This is a genomic window from Nitrospinota bacterium (assembly GCA_016217735.1).
In the GTDB taxonomy this organism is placed as follows: Bacteria; Nitrospinota_A; UBA7883; order JACRGQ01; family JACRGQ01; genus JACRGQ01.
Window position 1 is genome coordinate 77480 of the sequence record JACRGQ010000013.1, and the last position, 6655, is coordinate 84134.

Consider the following 6655-nt stretch of genomic DNA (forward strand, 5'->3'; position numbering starts at 1 on the left):
TTGGAATGAAAAGGCCGGAATACCCCTTAAAACTGGTCATTAACGAGAAACAGATTGATCGGGTAATCATCGACCAGCATTACAGGGAAAAACATGCTTATCTGAACGACAGGACGATCATGGAAATGGTGGGGCAGTTGAACGGGCAGAACTTCCCGATCGAGGAAACGCATGGGGCATTCCAATATTTTCGGGTCGAGCCTGTGTACCATGATGATAAACCGCACCGGCTCATCCTGCTTTTATGCGTCGCGGATGATTTTCTTGGCGTGGTGAATGCCTTTCGTGTGGCAAGGAGGAAATGGTGAAGAAAACGCAAAAATTCCCCGGCAAAAAAGAACTGGCTGAAGTAAGGGAGCGGCTTTCCAAGGGGCCCGCCGCAAAGCCCCTGCCCGAAAACGCCGGCCCCGTCGAACGGCTCAAGCACGGCCTTTGCGCGGAGTTCGTGAAATATAAGAATCGAAAGGGGCTGACCCAAAAACAGTTGGCTAAAAAACTGGATATTGACGAAGCCCTTGTCAGCAAGATTGTGAATTATGCATACGATGAATTCACGGTGGACCGCCTTGTAAAATATCTGTCGGCGCTGTATCCGAACATCGACATCACCCTCTTGGTGGCGTGAAAGGGACTTCGATTCGCCGGGGCCGCTCCATCGCACAATATCCGCCGACGGCGGCGCTTTTCACTTTACCGCGGGTGAGGGATACGGATGCAAGGAGTTCCGATTTCGCGCGGCCTCCCTGCAACACGGTAAATTCCAGTTTTGTTTCATTGTGGGCGATCATGCCGCGATGCGCGATATAGGCGGCGAGCGGGCCGGTGGCGCCGCCGGTGGCGGGGTCTTCAGCTATGCCAAAGCCGGGGACGAACGAACGGGAATAGACCTGGCCCTTGTCAACGGCGAACGGCATGATGCAGGGCGTGCGGTACTTTTTAAAAACGCTTTGGTAGACCGGATCGAGTATGCGGGCGGCGCCAAGGGCGCGCCGCGAGGCCAGCGGTATGACTAAAACAGGTATGCCGGTGCTGACGGCCATCGGGTCGTCTATCACGTCGCTTTCTTTCGCGCCGACAAGCCTGGCGGCGAGATTCCGTGTGCAGGCGGGGGAGAAGGAGGGTTTTCCCTGGTCCATCCAGATCGCGCCGTTCGGCAGAACCTCAAGCGGTATGCGGCGGGGGCCGATCACCTGCACATAGTTTTTCTTCTTTTTCACCAGTCCCAGTTCGCGCAGGGTGAAGAGTGTGCCGATGGTCGGATGCCCGGCGAAGGGTATCTCTTTTTCGGGGGTGAAGAAGCGTACCCGGTAATCCCCCTTGCGCGTGTCGAAGAAGACGAAGGATGTTTCGGAATAGCCGAGCGTGCGGGCGATCCGCTGCATCTGCCCATCGGTGAGGCCGGCTATGCCGGTCACCACGCCCAGAAGATTGCCGTTCTTTCCCTTATTGGTGAAAACGCGCGCCACGGCGCATTGCACTGTCGTCATCGAGCAACTATAGCCGCCGCGGGCGTTTAGTGGCAAGCGGGACGGGGGTTGGGGTCTTGCTTTATAGCATTGCGGGATGGCGGATGCCCGCTCACCCTTGCATGGATCGGGTGGGTACAGGCTCTCAGCCTGTACATCGGCCCTCGGGCCGACCCTCCCCCGTATCATCCCTCGCTGTCATCCCCGCGCAGGCGGGAATCCAGTCACACTATCCAAACTCTCTTTATTCCCCTCTCCTGGCAGGGTAGGCAATCTTGTCTGCCATTGCCCCCCATCGGGGACAATCATTCTCCCCGTTTTTCAATTCCCGGTGATGGAGGCTGGCTTTAAGGTAATATATTGAAATGACCGAAGGACGCTTGCCAAAGGAACCTCTCCAATTTATCAAGCGTTGTGTCGCAGAGGGGAATATGCTCTGGACATATCATGTAAACATGCGGATGAAATGGACTGCGTTTTATTTCGCGTGAGATGCTGATTGATTCAATTGGGAGCTATGAGATCATCGAGGAATATCCACAGGATAAATATTATCCCAGCTATCTTGTCTTGGGACGGCATGGAAAAAGCGTTTTTCATGTGCTATTCGGGGTGGATGTGTATAATGAAAACGTGCGGGTAATTACCGCCTATCACCCCAACGCGGAGCAATGGGGTGAAGATTTAAAAAGGAGAAAAGGATGATGAAATGCCATCTTTGCGGGGCGGATATGTACGCCATGAAAACCGATTTGCCGTTTAAGGTGAGCGAGCGCGCCATTGTCATTATTAAAGCCTTGCCAGTTCTTCAATGCGGCGGTTGCCATGAATATTTGATTGAAGACCACGCCATGCAAAAGGTGGAAAGCATTTTGCGGAAGGCGGGCCAAGAAGCGGAATTGGAAGTGGTAACCTTCGCCGCGTGACTTGGTTCCTTCATCGTTAGGTATCAGCGTTCGGCCATCCCCGAAATGTCCTTCGCGCCACCGCGTCATCACACTGCGGAATGGAAATATTTCATCCGCTCTGGAGATGGCCTACAGGCCACTGTCTGCCATTGCCCCCCATCGGGGACAATCATTCCCCCCATTTTTTCCCGCCCGGTGGGTACCCATTTTAATGGGTACATCGGCGCGCCAGCGCCGACCCTCGCGGCAGGCGCGGCTTCAGTCGCACGGGAGCGGCGGAAACATTTTTTCAATCCGCCGCGGAAATACCCTTTAAGGGTACAATCGGCCCGCCGGGCCGACCTGATCCGGTAAGCAGGAAGCAATAATTGATTTCATGTCGGCTTCCGCCTAAACTACTCACTATCATAAAAAGGGGGCTGCATGGCGGGGTGTCCACCGAAAATACGGGAACTGGTCGAGCGGTTTCACCAGAATATCGAGCAGTACAAATCCGGCAAATACAACGAAGCCCAGGTCCGCCAGGAATTCATCGATCCGATGTTCAAGGAACTCGGGTGGGACATGGACAATGCGGAAGGAAACGCCGAAGCCTACAAGGACGTTATCCACGAAGACGCCATAAAGATCGGCGATGCCACCAAAGCCCCCGACTATGCCTTCCGCATCGGCGGTCAGCGCAAGTTCTTCCTCGAAGCAAAAAAGCCTTCCGTGCTCATCAAAGAGGAAATCGACCCCGCCTACCAGATACGCCGCTATGCGTGGTCGGCCAAGCTGCCGCTCTCCGTCCTCACCGATTTTGAAGAGTTCGCCGTGTACGATTGCCGCATAAAGCCGGACAAGAACGACAAGGCCTCTACCGCCCGCGTGATGTATTTCAGGTACACCGAGTACGAGGAAAAGTGGGACGAGATAGCGGGCATCTTCTCGAAAGAGGCGATACTGAAAGGCTCCTTCGACCGCTTCGCCGAATCGACCAAAAAGAAAAAAGGGACGGCGGAGGTGGACGACGCCTTCCTCGCCGAGATCGAGAACTGGCGCGACGTGCTGGCGAAGAACATCGCCCTGCGGAACGCAAACATCTCGCAACGCGAGCTGAACTTCGCCGTGCAAAACAGCATCGACCGTATCATCTTCCTCCGCATCTGCGAAGACCGGGGGATAGAGACATACGGCAGGCTGATGGCCGCCGGCAACGGCGATGGAATTTACAACCGGCTGATGCATATTTTTTACGAGGCGGACGACAAGTACAACTCCGGCCTGTTCCACTTCAAAAAGGAAAAAGGGCGCGAATCGCCGGACGAGCTTTCCACCGCACTGAAAATAGACGACAAGGTTTTGAGGGATATCCTCGCCTCGCTCTATTACCCCGCTAGCCCGTACGTCTTCGCCGTGCTCCCGGCGGACATCCTGGGGCAGGTCTATGAGCAGTTCCTCGGCAAGGTCATCCGCCTCACCGCCGGGCATCAGGCAAAGGTGGAGGATAAGCCGGAGGTAAAAAAAGCGGGCGGCGTTTTTTACACCCCCACCTTCATCGTCGATTACATCGTGCAAAACACCGTGGGAAAACTGCTGGAGGCGAGCACGCCGAAAAAAGCATCCGCCATAAAGATATGCGATCCAGCCTGCGGTTCCGGCTCATTCCTGCTGGGGGCATATCAATACCTGTTGGATTGGCACCGCGATTTTTATGTAAGCGGCGGGCCGGAAAAATACAAGAAGGAACTCTACAAAGCGGCCAGCGGCGAATGGCGGCTCGCCATTCAGGAGCGCAAGCGGATACTGCTGAACAACATTTACGGGGTGGATATAGACCCGCAGGCGGTGGAAACCACCAAGCTGTCGCTGCTGCTAAAGGTGCTGGAACAGGAAACCGAAGAGAGCTTGCGAACAAACATGAAGCTCTTTCACGAGCGCGCCCTCCCCGACCTCGGCAACAACATCAAATGCGGCAACTCGCTGATAGGCGCGGATTACTTTGAGGGGAAACTTGCGCTGATGGCGGAAGATGAACGCTACTCGATTAACCCCTTCGACTGGAAAGCGGCCTTCCCTTCCATCTTCAACGGCAAAGCCGGTGGTTTCAGCGCAATCATCGGTAACCCGCCATATGGTGCCTCAATTAATTCAGAAGTCAAAACCTATGTAATAAATAAGTACGCGCATCAATCGTATCAACTTGATAGCTATCTATTATTTCTAGAGCGTGCCATTGCAAGCCTACTGTCACACGATGGATCCCTAGGCATGATTATCCCGAATACATGGGCTACAAATTTAATGTTGACTGAAATCCGAAAATTTATTTTAAGTAGCGTTTCAATACGTGAAATAGTACATTTTAAGTTCAAGGTATTCCCCAAAGTAACAGTAGACACAGAAATCATTTTATTGGAAAAACCATATGTAGAGCAAAACAGAGCTGAGGCTTTGGTTTTTCATTTGAGAGAAGACTTGGCGGGTGAAGCAAAAAAACGACCTTCGAGGATAATTCATGATCAAAGAAAATGGGTTGCCCTAGAAGGTCAACCTATAAACATATTTCTAACTAAGAAAGAAGAGGCTTTAGCCAAGAAGTGCGTTTCGCAAGCCAAGCCAATTAGTAATTTTTTCACAATAAATGTAGGGATTAAGCCATACCAGGCAGGAAAAGGCACTCCACCTCAATCAGAAAAAACTGTAAAAGAAAGGCCTTTCGATAGCAATAAACAGCTAACGCTTTCATATCGACCATTGCTTCGGGGTGCAGATATAAATCGTTATAGTATTAAACCGTTAGAGAAGCGGTATCTAAAATTCGGGAAGTGGCTGGCAGAACCACGACCTGCAATAAATTTTGACGCCCCATATAAAATAGTGATTCGGCAAACGGGCGACAGTCTTGTTGCGGCACTTGATGATCAGAAATACCTTTGCTTGAATAATATGCATGTGCTGGTACCGCATAGCCATTCGCCAGAGAGCACTCTATATTATTTAGGAACAATTAACTCCAAACTGCTGAATTGGTATTACCAATCGTTGAATCCAGAGGCCGGGGAAGCATTGGCGGAAGTTAAGAAAACTAACGTCGCAAAACTGCCCATCCTTGAATTCGGCAACAACAAATTACTTCAAGGGAAAATAGCATCTTCAGCAAAACTATTCATTACTCTCCTAACAAAGAGCCATTTAACTAAAACCCCTCACGAGCGAGATGTGTTGGGGCGGCAAATCGATGCGGCCGACCGGCAGATCGACAAGCTGGTCTATGACCTCTACGGCCTCACCGAAGAGGAAATCGCCATTGTTGAAAAATCGACCGGCGAACCATGAACAAAGGTCGTTACCTTCAATGACTAGAATCATTAAAGATACTCCATACAATATCGAGGCGACAGCTAAACTTCATCGATATATGAACTTTAGCCAATTTCTTTTCATGGTCGAGCATCAATTGCTTTATTTCACGAGAATTTCATTGTGGGATGATCCCTTTGAAGGCAATGATGTTGTAAATCTAAAAAAAGCACTTCGCCAAGAAGAGAAAAGAATTATTTCTCAAGGCGGCCAGATCATTTCTAGTCCAGTAGGCTACATGTCTAAAATCAAAAATGATCGATTTGCTTCATCGTGGTCATTGCTAGGTGAATCCGATGCGATGTGGAGGATATATTCACGTGATAGGCTTGGAGTAAAAATACAAACTACAGCTTCTAAACTTGATGCACACACTCAATATGACATTAATATCAAAATGTCTGATAAAGACATAAATGAAAGACCTATGATTCATCAAGAGGGCAGCTTAGGGAAAATTGTATATGGGAAAGAACATGTTCTTTCACGAAATAGTGATATCACCTCATTTCTCCATAAGCGAAAGCCTTTTGAACATGAACAAGAGGTTAGGTCAATTGTTCGCCTTATGGATTCAAAGTCTCCATATTTGTACGAACCCATTAACCCTGTTGAGGAATTTGTAGAAAAGGTCGTCATTGATCCAAGAGCTCCAGCATGGCATGTCAAGTCAGTAAAAAAATACTGCGAAAGGTTCAATTTGCATTGCGAGCAGTCGAATTTGTACCTTTTCTTAGAAGATGTTTGATTGAATTATGGGATCCCGGGGACACCGGATTTAACTCGCCGTCTTTCTCACGGTAGATACGGTCTTGCACGTCAAGCGGTTTTCATGTGCAATTTCGGGTTAAAGGCGGTTTTGTTTTTAAGTATGCCGTAGGCGATGTGCAGCAGTTTCCGCATGACGGCGATAAGGGCCACTTTTTTCGGTTTTCCCGC

7 protein-coding genes and 1 pseudogene are annotated in these 6655 nt (G+C 50.3%); 6 read left to right on the top strand and 2 right to left on the bottom strand.

What is annotated here, in order from left to right:
• Positions 1–5: 5 nt before the first annotated feature.
• Both HZA03_02180 and HZA03_02185 read left to right on the top strand, forming a co-directional pair.
• Positions 6–308: a hypothetical protein gene (locus HZA03_02180; GenBank protein ID MBI5636759.1), complete on the top strand. Its 303-nt coding sequence runs from the start codon at positions 6–8 to the stop codon at positions 306–308.
• Positions 302–625 (top strand): XRE family transcriptional regulator, encoded by a 324-nt coding sequence (locus HZA03_02185; protein ID MBI5636760.1) that lies wholly within the window; start codon positions 302–304, stop codon positions 623–625. The genes HZA03_02180 and HZA03_02185 overlap by 7 nt, the downstream gene beginning before the upstream one ends.
• Here the strand turns inward: HZA03_02185 and HZA03_02190 are convergent.
• Positions 606–1487: a PhzF family phenazine biosynthesis protein gene (locus HZA03_02190; protein MBI5636761.1), complete on the bottom strand. Its 882-nt coding sequence runs from the start codon at positions 1485–1487 to the stop codon at positions 606–608. The two genes, HZA03_02185 and HZA03_02190, sit on opposite strands and share 20 nt — an antisense overlap.
• Before the next feature lie 344 nt (positions 1488–1831).
• Between HZA03_02190 and HZA03_02195 the strand changes: the two are divergent.
• The 4 genes and pseudogenes from HZA03_02195 to HZA03_02210 all read left to right on the top strand — a co-directional run bounded on the left by HZA03_02195 (position 1832) and on the right by HZA03_02210 (position 6464).
• A pseudogene (locus tag HZA03_02195) lies at positions 1832–2171 on the top strand (DUF4258 domain-containing protein).
• The gene (locus tag HZA03_02200) at positions 2171–2392 is read left to right on the top strand and encodes a YgiT-type zinc finger protein (protein ID MBI5636762.1); all 222 of its coding nucleotides are present in this window, start codon (positions 2171–2173) and stop codon (positions 2390–2392) included. Before HZA03_02195 ends, HZA03_02200 begins: the two are co-directional and overlap by 1 nt.
• Positions 2393–2797: 405 nt before the next feature.
• Positions 2798–5692, top strand: a complete 2895-nt coding sequence (locus tag HZA03_02205; GenBank protein MBI5636763.1) for an N-6 DNA methylase — start codon at positions 2798–2800, stop codon at positions 5690–5692.
• An 82-nt stretch (positions 5693–5774) separates the two neighbouring features.
• Positions 5775–6464, top strand: a complete 690-nt coding sequence (locus HZA03_02210) for a hypothetical protein (GenBank protein MBI5636764.1) — start codon at positions 5775–5777, stop codon at positions 6462–6464.
• A 71-nt stretch (positions 6465–6535) separates the two neighbouring features.
• Here HZA03_02210 and HZA03_02215 read toward each other — a convergent pair.
• The coding region (locus tag HZA03_02215) for an IS110 family transposase (protein MBI5636765.1) at positions 6536–6655 on the bottom strand (120 nt) is incomplete at its 5' end.